Source organism: Kitasatospora sp. NPDC101801 (assembly GCF_044766665.1).
Classification (GTDB): Bacteria; Actinomycetota; Actinomycetes; order Streptomycetales; family Streptomycetaceae; genus Kitasatospora.
Genome location: NZ_JBIWML010000004.1, coordinates 48076 through 63515, shown reverse-complemented (window position 1 = coordinate 63515; position 15440 = coordinate 48076). Strand labels below are relative to the sequence as shown.

Sequence of the window (15440 nt, the reverse complement as noted above, 5' to 3'; positions counted from 1 at the left end):
CGATCGGCTCCGACCATGGCCCGGACCTCGGGCCCTGGCACCGCATCAGTGGCCGAGCGAGGGCCGCCGCGGACCACGCCGCCCTGGCGCAGGTCCCGCGCCTGGCCCCTCACGGGAATCCTCCCTTACGCCGCCGATCGACGCGCCCGTCACCGGGCCGGTCGAGTCGGCAGGCCGCGGGGGCCGGCGCGGTTGTGCGACCTCGTATCCGACGAGTCGGGCTGTTCTGCGGCCCGTTGCCGTTCACGAGGCTGCCCGCCCGCCCTCTCGCTCTCGGCCCCACCACATGGAAGAGGCAGCACCCTGTCCACCACCGCTGAACCCACCAAGACCACCTTCCGGGAGCTCGGGATCCTCCCGGAGACCGCCGAGGCCCTGGAGGCCGTCGGCATTCTCCACCCGTTCCCGATCCAGGAGATGACCCTGCCGGTCGCCCTGACCGGCCACGACGTGATCGGCCAGGCCAAGACCGGCACCGGCAAGACCCTCGGCTTCGGCCTCCCGCTGATCGAGCGCGTCGTGGTCCGCGCCGACGTGGACGCCGGCCGGGCCACCGAGGAGCAGCTCTCCGACGGCCCGCAGGCGCTCATCGTGGTGCCCACCCGTGAGCTCTGCACCCAGGTCACCAACGACCTGCAGACCGCGGGCAAGGTCCGCGACGTCCGGGTCCTCGCGATCTACGGCGGCCGGGCGTACGAGCCGCAGGTCGAGGCGCTCAAGAAGGGCGTCGACATCATCGTCGGCACCCCGGGCCGCCTGCTCGACCTGGCCGGCCAGCGCAAGCTGGACCTCTCCAAGGTCAAGGCGCTGGTGCTCGACGAGGCCGACGAGATGCTCGACCTGGGCTTCCTGCCGGACGTCGAGAAGATCATCACCATGCTGCCCGCCAAGCGGCAGACCCTGCTCTTCTCGGCCACCATGCCCGGCCAGGTCATCTCGCTGGCCCGCCGGTACATGAGCCAGCCGACCCACATCCGGGCGGCCGCGCCGGACGACACCGGCCACACCGTGGCCAACACCACCCAGCACATCTTCCGGGCGCACTCGCTCGACAAGGTAGAGATGGTCGCGCGGATCCTGCAGGCCGACGGCCGCGGCCTGGCGATGATCTTCTGCCGGACCAAGCGCACCGCCGCCGACGTGGCCGACCAGCTGACCCAGCGCGGCTTCGCGGCCGGCGCCGTGCACGGCGACCTCGGCCAGGGCGCGCGCGAGCAGGCCCTGCGGGCCTTCCGGGCCGGCAAGGTCGACGTGCTGGTCTGCACCGACGTCGCGGCCCGGGGCATCGACGTCGAGGGCGTCACGCACGTCATCAACTACCAGTGCACCGAGGACGAGAAGACCTACCTGCACCGGATCGGCCGCACCGGCCGGGCCGGCGCCTTCGGCACCGCCGTCACCCTGGTCGACTGGGACGACATCCCGCGCTGGCAGCTGATCAACAAGGCGCTGGACCTGAAGTTCCCGGACCCGGAGGAGACCTACTCCACCTCGCCGCACCTGTACGAGCTGCTCAAGATCGCGCCCGGCACCACCGGTGTCCTGCCGCGCTCCGAGCGGACCCGGGCGGGTCTGAAGGCGGAGGAGATCGAGGACCTCGGCGAGACCGGCGGGCGTGGTTCGCGCAGCGCGGCCGGCGCCGGCCGCGGTCGCCGTACCGAGGCCGTCGAGGCACCGGCCGCCGAGCGGCCGGCCCGCGCCCCGCGCGAGCGGCGTCGCACCCGGGGCGGCAGCACCGCCGACGGTGCGGTCGTCGCGGAGGCCGCGGCCGTGGTCACCGAGGCCGCGCAGGTCGACGGTGCCGCAGCGGTCGAGGACGACGCACCGCGTCGTCGTCGGCGTCGCCCGCGCTCGGCTGCCGCCGGCACCGAGACGGCGGCGGCTCCGGCCCCCGCGGTCGAGACCGCCGAGGCGCCGCGCCGCCGGACCCGCACCCGTCGGACCACCACCGACGAGAGCTGATTTCTTCAGGACCCGAGGCAGCACCACCAGGGGCTCGGGGAACTGCGAGGAGGTCTGACGCGCGGGTCACACCGCACCGTGCCTGACCGCCTACGTACGCGTGACCTCGTCCGAGGCCGGCGTCGCAGTTCCCCGAGCCCCTGACGCTTCCGAAGCACCTGCCAAAAGGCGGGCGTCGCCCACGCGGCGAAGCCGACCGGATACCGGGAACGGGCCCACTAGGCTCGGCGGTGTGAGTACTCCGCCGTTTCTGAAGCTGCCCGTCTGTGCCAGTGCCGTCCGGCTGGCGACCTCGCGGGGGAGTTTCGCGTCGTTCGTCGCCGAGCCGGCCGGGCCGGTGCGCGGGACGGCGCTGCTGGTGCCCGGGTTCACCGGCAGCAAGGAGGACTTCATCGCCCTCCTGGAGCCGCTCGCCGAGCAGGGCTACCGCACGGTGGCGGTCGACCAGCGCGGCCAGTACGAGACCGGCGGCGACACCGACCCCGCCGCGTACGCGATCGAGGAGCTGGCGCTCGACCTGCTGGCGCTGACGGCGGCGCTCGGCACCACCACTCCGCTGCACCTGCTGGGGCACTCCTTCGGCGGTCAGGTCAGCCGGCAGGCGGTGCTGACGGCGGACCGCCGGGGCGGGCCGCTGCCGTGGCGGTCGCTCACCCTGCTCTCCACCGGCCCGGCCGCGATCGACCCGAACGAGGCCGCCCGCACCAAGCTGCTGATCGACGCGCTGGGCGGGATGAGCCTGGAGGAGATCTGGCAGCTGCTCCAGCAGCTGGAGCAGGACAAGCCCAGGCCCCGCCCCGAGATCGGCGAGTTCCTGCACCGCCGCTGGGTGGCCAACCGTCCCGAGGCGCTGGTCGTGATGGGCGGGCACCTGATCTCCGCGCCCGACCTGGTGGCCGAGCTGGCCGCGGTCGAGCTGCCCAAGCAGGTGGTCTCCGGCGAGCAGGACTACGCCTGGCCGGTCCCGGAGCAGATCGCGATGGCCGACCGGCTGGGGGTCCGGCACACCACGGTGCCCGGGGCGCTGCACTCGCCGAACGCCGAGCAGCCCGCCGCGACCGCCGCCGTGCTCGCCGGGTTCTGGAACAGCGCGGAGTAACCGCAGGTCAGCGCCCTGCCGGGGTTTTCACCGACAGAAACTCGTTAGTTCGGGTAATATTTGATTCTGTCCGGGAATCATCGCGCTCCGAGCGCTGTTGGGAACAACGGCGCACCCGTGCGCCGAAACCGGGACTTTACGGGTGGGCAACCACCCCGAAGCAGCAGTACGACACCGTGGTGATGAGGCTCGATCGGCTTCCGCCCGGTGCCGTTTGGTGAAGCAGTACGACAGCAGCACCCCGGACGACGAAGACCGAGCTGTCAGTTGAAGCCTCAGTCATGCAGTGAGGCAGGGAAGGGAGAGACCCATGCGTTTCGAGATCCTCCGCCTGGACGACGTCCAGGGCACCGCCACCGACACCCTGATCGCCGACGCGGACACCGTCCGCGAGTTCGTGGAGCGGGCCGCCCGCACCGGCGAGCGCCTGTACATCCGCCCGTTCAAGACGGTGTGACGGGTGCCGGGCCGGCTCCGGCCGGTTCCGCGACCCCGATCAGCACTGACGCCCCGTCACCGGCAACACCGGTGACGGGGCGTCAGTGCTTCCGCCGCGCGACCCGCTCCGAGCTGCCCGACGTTTGCCGCCGCCCGCCACGGGACATCCCCCAACGGGGCTGCCACCGGCCCGGACGGAACCGCACTCCATCCGGGTGATCGTCCTTGACGCGGCGCTCCGGAGGGAGGAGCGTTGTCCGTTATGAGGGGCGAGCCAAGCTGCCCGAGGTGCGCCGGCCGGGTCCGCGCGCCCGGTCTCTTCTCCGACACCTGGCAGTGTGACCAGCACGGCGCCGTGCACCCGATGCAGCCGGTGCTGCCACCGAGCGTCGAGGCGCTCGGGGTCGCCGTCGCCCGGTCCCAGGTGCCGGTCTGGCTGCCGTGGCCGCTGCCGGTCGGCTGGCTGTTCACCGGCATCGCCCACGCGGGAGACGACGTCTCCGGCGCCCGCGCCACCGCCGTGGCCTGCTCGGGCCCCGGGCCGCTGGGCGGTTTCGGCGAGCTGGTGCTGGTCGCCGAGGAGCTCGGCGTCGGCCTCGGCGCCCGGTACGCGGGCCTGCCCGGCCCCGATCCCGGCCCCAGCGTCTCGCTCTACAAGCCGGCCGACGCCAAGGTGACCGCCGCCGGCCGGCCGACCCCGATGTGGCACGTCCCCGAGGCGCCGGACGACCGGGCGGTCTACGTCGGCGAAGCGCGCGGGCTCTGGCTCTGGGCGATCGCCTGGCCCGAGCAGTCCGCGTTGATGATGTACGACGAGCTGGTGCTCACCGACCTGCGGGACGCGGGGGCCGAGCTCGGGCTGCTGCCCTGCGGGGCGCTGTCCCCTCGGCTGCTCGGCTGAGCGGGGCGCCGGGCGCGTAGATTGGGGCTCCCCGATCCCTGAGGAGCCGTCACCCGTGCGCATCGACCTGCACGCCCACAGCAACGCCTCGGACGGCACCGACTCGCCCGCCGAGCTGGTCGCGAACGCGGTGGCCGCCGGTCTGGACGTGGTCGCGCTGACCGACCACGACACGGTGGCGGGCCACGCCGAGGCGGCCGAGGCGGTCCGGGGCACCGGGCTGACCCTGGTGCCGGGGGCCGAGCTGTCCTGCCGGGTCGGCGGCGTCAGCCTGCACCTGCTGGCGTACCTCTTCGACCCGGCCGAGCCGGCCTTCGCCGCCGAGCGGGAGCTGGTCCGCACCGACCGGTTCCGCCGGGGGCGGGCCGTGGTGGAGCGCTGCCGGGAGCTGGGGGCGCCGATCAGCTGGGAGCAGGTCGAGCGGATCGCCGGCGCCGGTTCGGTGGGCCGTCCGCACATCGCCAGCGCGCTGGTCGAGGCGGGCGTGGTGGCGACCGTCTCGGACGCCTTCACCCACGACTGGCTGGCGAACGGCGGCCGGGCCGACGTGCCCAAGCACGAGACCGACCCGGCGACGGCCGTCCGGCTGGTCCGGGCGGCGGGCGGGGTGCCGGTGTTCGCCCACCCGGGCGCGGTGAAGCGCGGCCGGACCGTGTCCGACCAGGTGATCGCCGACCTGGCGGCGGCCGGTCTGGGCGGCCTGGAGGTGGACCACCTGGACCACGACGAGGAGACCCGGGCCCGGCTGCGCGGGCTGGCGGCCGACCTGGGGCTGCTGGCCACCGGGTCGAGCGACTACCACGGCCACCGCAAGACCGTCCGGCTCGGCGAGTACACCACCGACCCCGCCGTGTACGAGGCGCTGGTGGCACAGGCGACCGGAGTGCAGCCGATCGCCGGGTGAAGCCCGGCGCGCTGAGCGCGCGTCAGCGGTAGGCGGATCGGACAATTCGTCACATGAGCCGTGCCATCCCCCAGAACGATCCGCTCCCATGAGCTTCTTCGACGTCACGACCTTCGGGTCGCTCTTCGTCACCCTCTTCGTGATCATGGATCCACCGGGCACCATCCCGATCTTCCTGGCGCTCACCTCCGGCCGGGCGGCCAAGGTGCAGCGCCGGATGGCCTGGCAGGCCGCCGCCGTCGCACTCGGGGTGATCACCTGCTTCGGCCTGTTCGGCCGTCAGATCCTGGACTACCTGCACGTCTCGATCCCGGCGCTCCAGGTCTCCGGCGGCATCCTGCTGCTGCTGATCGCGCTCGACCTGCTGACCGGCAAGATCGAGGAGCCGACCCAGACCAAGGACGTGAACGTCGCCCTGGTCCCGCTCGGCACCCCGCTGCTGGCCGGGCCCGGCGCGATCGTCGCGGTGATCCTGGCGGTCCAGGGCGCCCACGGGGCGGCCCAGGACCTGGCGGTGTGGACCGCGATCCTGGCCATGCACGTGGTGATGTGGCTGACCATGCGGTTCTCGCTGGTGATCATCCGGCTGATCAAGGAGGGCGGCGTGGTGCTGATCACCCGGCTCTCCGGGCTGCTGCTCTCGGCGATCGCGGTCCAGCTGGTGGCCAGCGGCGTCTACGGCTTCATCAAGGACTACCAGCCGTGACCCGGGGCCTGACCGGACGTCAGTCCAGCGGGACGCCCCGGCGCAGCGGGTCGCGCAGGTCGCTGCCGTACCGGAGCCAGCGCTCCTCCAGCACGGCCGCGCCGTGCACCCGCTTGTAGCCGGCCTCGTTCGGGGTCATCGGCAGCAGCGGCAGGAAGCGGACCGGCTCGGCGGGCTCGGCCAGCTCCAGGTCCGGGACCAGGCCGCCGGGTTCGGCGGCCAGCACCGAGGTGAACGGGGCGCCCGCCCAGAGCGGCGCACCAAGGTCGAGCGAACCCCCCGGCGCCAGCACCAGGCCCTCGACCTGCGGGGTGGCGGCGAAGGTGGCCAGCGTCCGGAGCACGTCGTCGTGGCCCCCACGGACCGTCAGCACCAGCTCGGCCCGGGGCCCGCGGACCGGGTCGGCCACCACCGAGGTGGGGTCGGCCATCGGTGCGGCGGACATCCCGAGCGTGACATACCTCACCAGGCCGTCGGAGTCCGGCCCGAAGCGGAGCACCTCGATCCGGTCCGCGCCGAGGAAGGTGACGGCGGCCCGGCCGCTCGGTTCGCCGAAAGTTGCCAGCAGGCGGGCCTCGACCGCGGCCAGCACGGACGCGCGGGAGAGCTCGGCGGGGTCGTGGAAGTCGTGCGCCATGGCCAGACCCTAACGCCCCGCTGACGTCCGGCCCGTGCAGACCCCAGCGCTGGCGCCCTGTCAACTGTTAGGGTATGGAGCTGGCCACTGGAGAATCTCCGCCACACGGCCACGAAGTGAAGGAGGTGGTTCGCGGTGGATACCAGCCGACCATGCAGTACCGGCAGCTCTGCCCGGCCGCGTCGCCTTCACCCCGCCCTCGTCTGAGCGGCGGCCCCACTCCTCGACGGAGTTCCTGAGGCAGCGTCACGTCCGGCCGGGAGAGCACATTCCCCGGAGTCGCATCGTCCAAACCGCGCCCCAGCAAGGCACCTGGACTTTTCTGCACGGCTCCGGAACAACCGGCCACGCCGGCCTTGAACGTGCCGCCCCGCCGTCGCACCACGGTCCGTCTGTCACGTGCCGCCCTGCGACGCCTCCTGCCCGAGGAGTCCCGTCATGTCGATGATCAACAACCTGCGTGCCGCCGTCCGTCCACGTCCCCGCCGGGCGGAGCTGAACGGCTTCGACCCGGCGCACGAGAGCCAGACCCCGTCCGCCGTGGTGGACTGCGCGGTGTACCAGGACGGCAAGCGGCACGGCGAGCGGTGCAGCCCCCGGGAGGCCGCCCGCCGGGTCCGCGCTGCCCGCGAGACGGATGCCGGACCGTTCAGCTGGATCGGCCTGCACGAGCCCACCGAGGCCGAGTTCGAGGGCATCGCCCAGCGCTTCGGCCTGCACCCGCTGGCGGTCGAGGACGCCGTGCACGCGCACCAGCGCCCCAAGGTCGAGCGCTACGACGACGTGCTGTTCGCGGTCTTCAAGACCATCCGCTACGTCGAGCACGACCAGCTCACCCCGACCAGCGAGGTGGTCGAGACCGGCGAGCTGATGGTCTTCGTCGGCCCGGACTTCGTGATCACCGTCCGGCACGGCGGGCACAGCTCGCTGCACGAGCTGCGGCGGCGGCTGGAGAGCGAGAGCGGCGACGTCCCCGGCCTGCTGGCCAAGGGCCCGTCCGCCGTGCTGCACGCGATCGCCGACCAGGTGGTGGACAACTACCTGCTGGTCGCCGACCGGCTGCAGACCGACGTGGACGACATCGAGTTCGACGTCTTCGCCAACAAGGGCGGCCGGGGCGCGGACGTCGGCCGGGTGTACCAGCTCAAGCGCGAGGTGCTGGAGTTCAAGCGCGCGGTCTCGCCGCTGCTCCGCCCGATGCAGCAGCTCTCCGAGCCCGGCCAGCGGCTGGTCGACCCGGACATCCGCAAGTACTTCCGGGACGTCGCCGACCACCTGACCCGGGTGGTCGAGCAGGTGCACGGCTTCGACGAGCTGCTCAACTCGCTGCTCCAGGCCAACCTGGCGCAGGTCTCGGTCGCGCAGAACGAGGACATGCGCAAGATCACCTCGTGGGCGGCCATCTTCGCCGTCTCCACCATGGTCACCGGGGTCTACGGGATGAACTTCGACTTCATGCCGGAGCTGCACAGCCGGTACGGCTACCCGATCGTGATGGCCGGCATCGCCGTGCTCTGTATCGGCATGTACCGGGGCTTCCGCCGCAACGGCTGGCTCTAGTTCCCGGTGCTGCGGCCGCCCCGGGCGACCAGCACCAGGCCGAGCAGGATGACCACCAGCGCCGGGTACGCGGCCACCGGCGGCAGCTGGCCGAGCCAGAGCGCCGCGATCAGGGCGGCGCCGGGGGTCTCCAGCAGGATCGCCGTCGAGGTGACCGACGGGCCCAGGGTCCGCACCACCCGGTTGCTGAGCGAGTGGCCGAGCAGTTGGGCGGCCACCATCAGCAGCGCGATCTGCCACCAGACCCCGGCCGACCAGCCACCCATCGACACCCCACCGACCAGGCAGACCACCAGCAGCACCAGGGCCGTGGTGGCGTAGCAGACCAGCGTGTACGCCGTGGTGCTGACGGTCCGTCGGACCTCGGCGCCGAGCAGCATGTACCCGGCGGCGGCCAGCCCGGCGCCCAGCGCCAGCGCGTCCCCGAGCAACGCGTCCGGCGAGAGCGACATGTCGACCCCGGTCAGCACCAGCACCCCGGCGAACGCCACGCACGTCCCGATCCAGACCAGCCGGGGCGGCCGGTGCCCGAGCAGCCGCATCAGCAGGATCGTCCACAGCGGCGTGGTGGTCACCAGCGCGGTGGCCGAGGCCACCGAGGTCATCCGCAGGCTGGGCATCCAGAGCGCGAAGTGCAGCGCCAGCAGCACCCCCGCCGCCACCGCCAGCAGCAGGGCCCGGCGGCCGATCCCGCGCAGTTCGGCCCGGTGCCGGAGCAGCGCGTACGGGCCGAGCACCCCGACCGACATGACGTTCCGCCAGAACGCGATGGCCAGCGCCGGGGCGGCGGTGGCACTGATCAGCGGGGCGGACAGCGAGATGCCGGCGATCGAGACCGCCAGCAGCAGCAGGTCCACCTTGGGCAGGGTGGCCGGGTGGGTGGTGAGCGCGGGGGCCGCCGACGGGGCGGGCATGGCGGTGTCGGGCCGGGCGGCGGGCACAGCTCTCCTCGGGGCGACGGAACGGGGGCAGGAGGCGGACGGACACCACGGTAAGGGCTGTAGCGGACCCATGGAACTGTCGTCCTGCGCCGTGAGACACCACGCGGACCACACCCGGGGGCGAAGCCTTACGCTGTCGGCCATGGAGCCTACGACGACCGACGCCCCCACCGGACCCGACCGGGCCACGCTGGACCGGGCCCTGCTGGAGGAGGCCGCGAAGAAGTCCGGTCTGCTCTGGGTCCGGGCCGACGGGCAGCCGCAGAGCCGGGCCCTCTGGCACGCCTGGCACGACGGCGCGGTGGTGGTGGTCGGCGACGGCATCGAGCAGCCCCTGCACGGGCTGACGGCCGGTCAGCAGGCCGAGGTCACCGTCCGCAGCAAGGACAAGTGGGGCCGCCTGACCGCCTGGCCGGCCACCGTCAGCGAGCTCGCCGCCGGCAGCGACGCCTGGCTCGGCGCGGTCGAGGAGCTCAAGGGCAAGCGCCTGAACGCCCCCGACACCGACACCATCGCCGAGCGGTGGGCCCGGGACTGCCGCGTCCTCCGGCTGACGCCCACCGGCCCGCTCACCGAGCAGCCCGGCGCCATGCCGGACGACTCCCACGCCACCACCCCGATGCCCACCCCGGCCACCACCCGCAAGCCCATCCCGGCGGGTCTCCCGAAGCTCCTCTTCAAGCGCACCCGCTAACACTCGGCGCTGCGCCACAGGCAGGCGCTCAGCGGTCGACCACCCAGGGGCGCGGGGCTGCGCCTTCGGCAGGCGCTCGGGCAGCTACGGTCAGGGGCTCGGGGGCTGCACTTTTGGCCAGCGCTTGGGCATCTACGGTCCAGGGGCTCGGGGAACTGCGAGGAGATCTGGCGCCGGGGTCACTGCGAAAGTGCCTGACCACCCCTGAACGGATCGCCTTTCCCGAGGCCGGCGTCGCAGTTCCCCGAGCCCCTGACCCTTCCGAGCCACCTGCCAAAAGCAGAGCCCCTGACTTCCGAGCCGTGTGCCCGAAGAGTTGACCCTCACACCGTGTCAGGCCATGGAGTAGCCCCATCATGTTCAGTATCGGAGACTTCGCGAAGCACGGCCGGGTGTCCATCCGGATGCTCCGCCACTACGACGCCATCGGCCTGCTGCTCCCCGCCCGGGTGGACCCGTTCACCGGGTACCGGGGCTACGAGGCGGCCCAGCTCGCCCGGCTCAACCGCATCATCGCGCTCAAGGACCTCGGCTTCACCCTGAACCAGGTGGCCGCGATCGTCGACGAGCAGGTGAGCGCGGAGGAGCTGCGCGGGATGCTCCGCCTGCGACAGGCGGAGCTGGCGACCGTGGTGCAGGAGGCAACCGTCCGGCTGGCCCGGGTCGAGTCGCGGCTCCGAACGATCGAGAGCGAGGGGCACATGCCTTCCGACGACGTTGTGGTCAAGAGCATTCCGGCGGTCCGGGTGGCCCGGCTGTCCGCCGTCGCGGAGAGCTTCGAACCGGAGCACATCGGCCCGGTGATCGGGCCGCTGTTCGGGCGGCTCTGCGGCCTGCTCGCCGAGGCGGGGCTGACCCCGGCCGGTCCGGGCCTGGCGTACTACGAGGAGGTCGAGCCCGGCACCGAGCGGGTCCGCGCGTTCGCGGCGATCCCGGTCGGCGCCGAGCCCGGTCCGGCCCACGGCTTCGAGGTCGCCGACCTGCCCGCCCTGCCGGTGGCGGCCACCATCGTGTACCGGGGGGCGATGGACGACATCCTGCCGACCTCGCAGACGCTGGCCCGCTGGATCGACTCCACCGGCCACCGCTCGCTCGGCTACACCCGCGAGCTGTACATCGAGTGCGAGGGCGACCCGTCCACCTGGGTGACCGAGCTCCAGGAGCCGATCACCACCGCCTGACCACGGGTCAGGACCCGGACAGCGCGCGGCTGTTGGACCACTCGCGGGTGGAGAGCACCAGCCGGTAGCCGTCCGGGTCCTCGACCGTCACGCCCCACTGCTCCCAGTACGGGTTGTGCGCCTTCACCCGGCGGCCGCCGTGCGCCTCCAGCCGGGCCACCAGCTGCTCCGACACGGGCCCGCCCAGATAGACCACGAAGAGGTCCTCGACGGTCGGCCGGGGCTGGATCTCCCCGGCCTCCACCAGCTCCAGGTGCCAGGCGGCGTCGGGCCGACCGACCATCAGCAGGGCGTGCTCCTCCGAGGTCCCGTCGGCCTCCGAGCGCCACAGCACGCTCAGGCCGAACCCGTCGACCCAGAACCGCTCCGCCGCCGCCAGATCCCTGGACGGCCTGGCGATCCTGACATGTGACGCACCGTTCACGATCTTCCCCTCTCGGTCGGCGGCCCCACCGTAGCGCCCGCCGGTCGGCGGGCTGCGGGGCGCCCGGACAGGTAACCTGGGCCCGGATCGTCGCGAGAGAGGAAGTCCATGGCAGGGCCAGGCAGCCGGGTCTTCATCTCCCATCTTTCCGGGATCGCGGTCTTCGACCCGAACGGCGACCAGGTCGGCCGGATCCGCGACGTGGTGGTCTCGCTCCGGATCGGCGGACGTCCGCCCCGGGTGCTCGGCCTGGTGGTCGAGGTGGTCGGCCGCCGCCGGATCTTCCTGCCGATGACCCGGGTGACCAGCCTGGAGTCCGGCCAGGTGCTCACCACCGGTGTGATCAACATGCGGCGGTTCGAGCAGCGCCCGTCCGAGACCCTGGTGCTGGCCGAGCTGCTGGACCGGACCGTCACCTGGACCAAGACCGGCGCCGAGGTCACCGTGCTGGACGTGGCGATGGTGCAGACCCGGGTCCGCGAGTGGGAGATCAGCAAGGTCTTCGTCCAGGCCGGCAAGGTCTCCCGGCTGCGCAAGGCCAAGGGCGAGACGCTGACCCTGGACTGGTCCGCCGTCAGCGGCTTCTCGCTGGTCGAGGAGGGCCAGGGCGCGGCCAACCTGCTGGCCACCTTCGAACAGCTCCGCCCCGCCGACCTGGCCAACGTGATGCACCACCTCTCCCCCAAGCGCCGGGCCGAGGTGGCCGCCGCACTGGACGACGACCGGCTGGCCGACGTCCTGGAGGAGCTGCCGGAGGACGACCAGGTCGAGATCATCGGCAAGCTGAAGGACGAACGCGCCGCCGACGTGCTGGAGGCGATGGACCCGGACGACGCCGCCGACCTGCTCTCCGACCTCCCCGAGGAGGCGGCCGAACGGCTGCTGCGGCTGATGGAGCCCGAGGACGCCGCCTCGGTCCGCCGGCTGCTCAGCTACGAGGAGAACACCGCCGGCGGTCTGATGACCACCGAACCCATCGTGCTGGAGCCGGACGCCACCGTGGCCGAGGCCCTGGCCCGGGTCCGGATCTCCGACAACAAGCCCGCGCTGGCCGCCCAGGTGTACGTCTGCCGCCCGCCGAACGAGACCCCGACCGGCAAGTACCTCGGCACCATCCACTTCCAACGGCTGCTCCGCGAGCCGCCGTACACCCTGGTCGGCTCGCTGGTCGACGACGACCTCGACCCGCTGCCGCCGGACACCCCGCTGCCACTGATCACCAGTTACCTGGCGGCGTACAACATGGTGGCGGCACCGGTGGTGGACGAGGCCGACCACCTGCTGGGCGCGGTCACCGTCGACGACGTCCTGGACCACCTGCTGCCGGACGACTGGCGCGAGGCCGCCCTGCACGCGGGCGACGCACACGAGAGCGAGGCGAGTGGTGGACGCTGACCGGAAGAGCCGCCGGGACGAGACCCCGCGCCAGCGCCTCCAGGGCGAGCTGCGCGAACTGCGCGAGCTCCGGGAGCTGCGCGCCCGCGAGGGCTCCCAGCGCCGTACGCCCCGCCCCGAGCCGACCGGCCCGGCCCGCAGCCGGCTGGACCAGCCGCGCACCGCCAGGCCCGGCTTCATCACGCTGCCGGTGTACGACCCGGAGGCGTTCGGCAAGCTCTCCGAGCGGATCGCCCGCTTCCTCGGCACCGGCCGGTTCATCGTCTGGATGACGGTGGTGATCATCGCCTGGGTGCTCTGGAACACCGTCGGTCCGGCGAACCTGCGGTGGGACAACTACCCCTTCATCTTCCTCACCCTGATGCTCTCCCTGCAGGCCTCCTACGCCGCCCCGCTGATCCTGCTGGCGCAGAACCGCCAGGACGACCGGGACCGGGTCAACATGGAGCAGGACCGGGCCCGCAGCGACCGCAACATCGCCGACACCGAGTACCTGACCCGGGAGGTCGCGGCCCTGCGACACGGGCTCGGCGAGGTCGCCACCCGCGACTTCGTCCGCTCCGAACTGCAGGCGCTGCTCAAGGAACTGGACGAACGCCGGGACGTCGCCGACCGGTTGTGACCGGCGGCACGTTACCGCCGGGTCGGCGTCGTTTCGGCGCGCCGTACCATCAAGGCATGGCCAACGAGACAGAGGTTGCGGCAGGCGTCACGGAGGAGTCCGTACGCGAGGCGCTGGCGACCGTCAACGACCCGGAGATCAACCGTCCGATCACCGAGATCGGCATGGTGAAATCGGTCGAGATCGGTGACGGCGGTGCCGTCCGGGTCGCGATCTACCTGACCGTCTCGGGCTGCCCGATGCGCGAGACCATCACCGAGCGGGTGACCACCGCCGTCTCCGGCGTCGCCGGGGTGACGGAGGTTCAGGTCGAGCTCGACGTGATGAGCGAGGAGCAGCGCAAGGAGCTCTCGCACCTGCTCCGCGGCGGCGCGCCCGAGCGGGAGATCCCGTTCGCCAAGCCCGGCACGCTGACCCGGGTCTACGCCGTCGCCTCCGGCAAGGGCGGCGTCGGCAAGTCCTCGGTCACCGTCAACCTGGCCGCCGCGATGGCCGCCGACGGCCTCAAGGTCGCCGTGGTGGACGCCGACATCTACGGGCACAGCATCCCCCGGATGCTCGGCGTCGAGGGCCGCCCGACCCAGGTCGAGGACATGATCATGCCGCCGTCCTCGCACGGCGTGAAGGTCATCTCGATCGGCATGTTCACCCCGGGCAACGCTCCGGTGGTCTGGCGCGGCCCGATGCTGCACCGCGCCCTCCAGCAGTTCCTGGCCGACGTCTACTGGGGCGACCTCGACGTCCTGCTGCTCGACCTCCCGCCGGGCACCGGCGACATCGCCATCTCGGTCGCCCAGCTGGTCCCGAACGCCGAGATCCTGATCGTCACCACCCCGCAGATGGCCGCCGCCGAGGTGGCCGAGCGGGCCGGCACCATCGCGCTGCAGACCCACCAGAAGATCGTCGGCGTGATCGAGAACATGTCGGGCATGCCCTGCCCGCACTGCGACGAGATGATCGACGTCTTCGGCACCGGCGGCGGCCAGACCGTCGCCGACGCCCTCACCCGCTCGGTCGGCGCCACCGTCCCGGTGCTCGGCTCGATCCCGATCGACGTCCGCCTCCGCGAGGGCGGCGACGACGGCCGCCCGGTCGTCCTGGCCGCACCGGACTCGCCCGCCGCCACCGCCCTGCGCACCATCGCCGGCAAGCTCGGCGGCCGCCAGCGCGGCCTCTCCGGTCTCTCCCTGGGGCTGACCCCGAAGAACAAGTTCTGACGTGACGTCACCGAAGGCCCCGGGAGGTGCTCCCGGGGCCTTCGGCGTTACCCGGGCCGGGGCGGCTCCGGGAGGGGCTCAGCGGCCGTCGTAGACCGTCAGGTCGGGGACGGTGGCGAAGCCGGCGCCGTAGGCGCTGACGCCGCGGCCGTAGGCACCGAGGAGGACGCCGGGGGCCTCGCCCGCGAGCACCCAGCCGTACTCGGACTCGCGGTAGCGGAAGGGCTGCGGGAGGCCGTTGACGGGGAGGCTGAGCGGGGACCAGCCGGGGCCGTCCAGGTCGTCGGCGAGGTCCCAGGCGAGGGCGCTCTGCTGGTCGAGCCAGTCCTGCCGGAGGGTACGGTCGAGCTGGCCGGGCCAGGTCGCGGCGAGCAGCCCCGAACCGGCCAGCCAGGCGGCGGAGGAGGCGGAGGTGGCTTCGAGCATGCCGGTGTTGTCGGCGCTGCGGCGGTTGTCCCGGCGGGCCACCGTGACCACCACGGCGAACTTGCGGACGTCCCGGGCCTCGTAGTGCCTGGCGGGCTCCTCGCCGTGCCCCAGGGTGCCGTAGTCGATCGGCTGCTCGGCCCGGCCCGCCGCCGCTCCGGCCTGCAGCAGCCAGCGCCGCCCGGTCCAGCCGTCGTCCAGGCCGTACCAGGGGAAGTCGGCGGCCAGGTAGGGCGCCAGCGGGTCGGCCGCCGCCCGGGTCTGTGCTCCCACGGTGGCGCCCACCGTGGCCGTCCCCACCGCACGGCTCGTCGCGTCCATCCCTGGGCCTCC

General features: G+C 72.7%; 16 protein-coding genes. 12 read left to right on the top strand and 4 right to left on the bottom strand.

The window, feature by feature from the left end:
• Nucleotides 1-417: 417 nt before the first annotated feature.
• The 6 genes from ACIRPK_RS08070 to ACIRPK_RS08045 all read left to right on the top strand — a co-directional run bounded on the left by ACIRPK_RS08070 (nucleotide 418) and on the right by ACIRPK_RS08045 (nucleotide 6010).
• On the top strand, nucleotides 418-1962 hold the full coding sequence (locus ACIRPK_RS08070; protein WP_403035128.1) for a DEAD/DEAH box helicase: 1545 nt from the start codon (nucleotides 418-420) through the stop codon (nucleotides 1960-1962).
• A gap of 232 nt (nucleotides 1963-2194) precedes the next feature.
• Entirely contained in the window at nucleotides 2195-3061 is an 867-nt protein-coding gene (locus ACIRPK_RS08065) for an alpha/beta fold hydrolase (protein ID WP_403034636.1), read from the top strand.
• A 310-nt stretch (nucleotides 3062-3371) separates the two neighbouring features.
• The gene (locus ACIRPK_RS08060; RefSeq protein ID WP_184914594.1) at nucleotides 3372-3518 is read left to right on the top strand and encodes a hypothetical protein; all 147 of its coding nucleotides are present in this window, start codon (nucleotides 3372-3374) and stop codon (nucleotides 3516-3518) included.
• Between the two features lie 243 nt (nucleotides 3519-3761).
• Complete coding sequence (locus tag ACIRPK_RS08055; RefSeq protein WP_403034633.1) at nucleotides 3762-4400, top strand: DUF6758 family protein; 639 nt, start codon at nucleotides 3762-3764, stop codon at nucleotides 4398-4400.
• A 55-nt stretch (nucleotides 4401-4455) separates the two neighbouring features.
• Nucleotides 4456-5304: a PHP domain-containing protein gene (locus tag ACIRPK_RS08050; protein WP_403034631.1), complete on the top strand. Its 849-nt coding sequence runs from the start codon at nucleotides 4456-4458 to the stop codon at nucleotides 5302-5304.
• Nucleotides 5305-5392: 88 nt separating this feature from the next.
• Nucleotides 5393-6010, top strand: coding sequence for a MarC family protein (locus ACIRPK_RS08045; protein ID WP_403034628.1), 618 nt, complete (start codon nucleotides 5393-5395; stop codon nucleotides 6008-6010).
• 19 nt (nucleotides 6011-6029) lie between these two features.
• Here ACIRPK_RS08045 and ACIRPK_RS08040 read toward each other — a convergent pair whose 3' ends face one another.
• On the bottom strand, nucleotides 6030-6647 hold the full coding sequence (locus ACIRPK_RS08040) for a suppressor of fused domain protein (RefSeq protein WP_403034625.1): 618 nt from the start codon (nucleotides 6645-6647) through the stop codon (nucleotides 6030-6032).
• A 438-nt stretch (nucleotides 6648-7085) separates the two neighbouring features.
• On the opposite strand from ACIRPK_RS08040, the gene ACIRPK_RS08035 reads away from it, so the two are divergent.
• Nucleotides 7086-8207, top strand: coding sequence for a magnesium and cobalt transport protein CorA (locus tag ACIRPK_RS08035; protein WP_403034622.1), 1122 nt, complete (start codon nucleotides 7086-7088; stop codon nucleotides 8205-8207).
• On the opposite strand, the gene ACIRPK_RS08030 is transcribed toward ACIRPK_RS08035, so the two are convergent.
• A complete protein-coding gene (locus ACIRPK_RS08030) occupies nucleotides 8204-9121 on the bottom strand; it encodes a DMT family transporter (protein ID WP_403035125.1) in 918 nt (305 codons plus the stop codon). The two genes, ACIRPK_RS08035 and ACIRPK_RS08030, sit on opposite strands and share 4 nt — an antisense overlap.
• Nucleotides 9122-9290: 169 nt before the next feature.
• Here ACIRPK_RS08030 and ACIRPK_RS08025 point away from each other — a divergent pair, with 169 nt between their 5' ends.
• Both ACIRPK_RS08025 and ACIRPK_RS08020 read left to right on the top strand, forming a co-directional pair.
• Nucleotides 9291-9842, top strand: a complete 552-nt coding sequence (locus ACIRPK_RS08025) for a hypothetical protein (RefSeq protein WP_403034620.1) — start codon at nucleotides 9291-9293, stop codon at nucleotides 9840-9842.
• Nucleotides 9843-10198: 356 nt separating this feature from the next.
• The gene (locus tag ACIRPK_RS08020; RefSeq protein WP_403034617.1) at nucleotides 10199-11023 is read left to right on the top strand and encodes a MerR family transcriptional regulator; all 825 of its coding nucleotides are present in this window, start codon (nucleotides 10199-10201) and stop codon (nucleotides 11021-11023) included.
• Between the two features lie 7 nt (nucleotides 11024-11030).
• On the opposite strand, the gene ACIRPK_RS08015 is transcribed toward ACIRPK_RS08020, so the two are convergent.
• Nucleotides 11031-11447: a VOC family protein gene (locus ACIRPK_RS08015; RefSeq protein ID WP_403034615.1), complete on the bottom strand. Its 417-nt coding sequence runs from the start codon at nucleotides 11445-11447 to the stop codon at nucleotides 11031-11033.
• A 108-nt stretch (nucleotides 11448-11555) separates the two neighbouring features.
• Here ACIRPK_RS08015 and ACIRPK_RS08010 point away from each other — a divergent pair, with 108 nt between their 5' ends.
• The 3 genes from ACIRPK_RS08010 to ACIRPK_RS08000 are packed head-to-tail and all read left to right on the top strand — an operon-like array spanning nucleotide 11556 to nucleotide 14681.
• The gene (locus ACIRPK_RS08010; RefSeq protein ID WP_403034612.1) at nucleotides 11556-12842 is read left to right on the top strand and encodes a magnesium transporter MgtE N-terminal domain-containing protein; all 1287 of its coding nucleotides are present in this window, start codon (nucleotides 11556-11558) and stop codon (nucleotides 12840-12842) included.
• Between the two features lie 49 nt (nucleotides 12843-12891).
• Nucleotides 12892-13464: a DUF1003 domain-containing protein gene (locus ACIRPK_RS08005; RefSeq protein ID WP_403035122.1), complete on the top strand. Its 573-nt coding sequence runs from the start codon at nucleotides 12892-12894 to the stop codon at nucleotides 13462-13464.
• A gap of 56 nt (nucleotides 13465-13520) precedes the next feature.
• Nucleotides 13521-14681, top strand: a complete 1161-nt coding sequence (locus tag ACIRPK_RS08000) for an Mrp/NBP35 family ATP-binding protein (RefSeq protein ID WP_057227126.1) — start codon at nucleotides 13521-13523, stop codon at nucleotides 14679-14681.
• Nucleotides 14682-14759: 78 nt separating this feature from the next.
• On the opposite strand, the gene ACIRPK_RS07995 is transcribed toward ACIRPK_RS08000, so the two are convergent.
• Nucleotides 14760-15428 (bottom strand): hypothetical protein, encoded by a 669-nt coding sequence (locus ACIRPK_RS07995; protein WP_403034609.1) that lies wholly within the window; start codon nucleotides 15426-15428, stop codon nucleotides 14760-14762.
• Nucleotides 15429-15440: the final 12 nt, after the last annotated feature.